This is a genomic window from Streptomyces phytophilus, assembly GCF_013870535.1.
Taxonomy (GTDB): Bacteria; Actinomycetota; Actinomycetes; order Streptomycetales; family Streptomycetaceae; genus Streptomyces; species Streptomyces phytophilus.
Genome location: NZ_JACBXC010001676.1, coordinates 1 through 1,086 on the forward strand (window position 1 = coordinate 1; position 1,086 = coordinate 1,086).

Genomic DNA, 1,086 nt, shown 5'->3' on the forward strand with positions numbered 1-1,086 from the left:
GCGTCGACGAGCAGGCAGCCGTCGTCCCCGGCGATCACCCCGACGCCCGCCTGCACCCGGTCCGGATCGGGGTGGTGCGGCCACACCCACACCCGCTCGGTGACCCGCACCAGACCCGGCACCGCCTCGGCCATCTCCGCGCCTCCCTTTTCCCCGGTCAACAGGCCCCGGCCCCGGACTATATGCCGGGTCCGGCCGCGCGGGCCCCGGAGCTACGGGGACTCGGCCGCCGCCAGCAGCGCCCCCGCCACCACCGCGGCCGCCGCGGCCACCGGCAGCCGCGGCTCGGCCCCGGCATCGGCACCGCCACCGCCACCGGCACCGGCACCGGCACCGGCACCGGCATCGCTACCGGCATCAGCACCGGTGCGGGGACCCGCGTCCGCAGCGGTCGCCGCCGGCACCAGCGCGTCCAGGTCCCCCACCACCCGCACCCCCGACTTCCTGATGCCCGCCACCATCTCCGCGCCGACCTCCGCCGCCGCCCGCCGCGCCCACGCCGGGGTGGCGATCCGCTCCGCGTCCCCCGCCGGCACGTGCGCTCCGCGCAGCCGGCGCACCAGTTCCTCGCGTACGAGCTTGCGCTCCGCCGCCGGGCGTTCGGCCCTGGACAGCTCCCTGTTCACCAGCCGCACCACCTCCACCTCCCCGGCGGTCAGCGACCGGTTGGCGAACCCGTCCTGCTCCGGCTCCAGCACCCCGTCCGGCAGCCCCAGCAGCCCTTCGAAGGCGCGCAGGTGCGCCAGCGGGTCGGCCCCGTCGACGACGACCACCGTCAGGTTGTCCGCGCCGGCCGCCTCCGCCCAGCGCGCCACCAGTTCGTCGTGCCGGTGCCGCCGCCAGAACGACGGCGTCGGCTTGCGGTACGGCGGTCTGCGCAGCATGCCGTCGAGCCACTTCTCGTACGCGTGGTGGTGGCCGGACTTGATGTACTCCTGCCACTGCGACGGCAGGATCCTCACCAGCGGCCGCAGCGTGACGACGACGTGCACCCGGTCCCCGCCGAGCCCGTCGACCACCGCCTTCGCCGCGCCGGCGTCCGCGTTGGCGAACCGCTCGCTGCTGACGACGACGCGGCGCCGCCGC

At 76.8% G+C, this 1,086-nt stretch carries 1 protein-coding gene; it reads right to left on the reverse strand.

Annotated features, from left to right (window positions below):
• Positions 1–212: 212 nt before the first annotated feature.
• Positions 213–1,086 (reverse strand): hypothetical protein (locus H5J30_RS35160; RefSeq protein WP_181791849.1); only part of this gene is annotated, 874 nt, incomplete at its 5' end.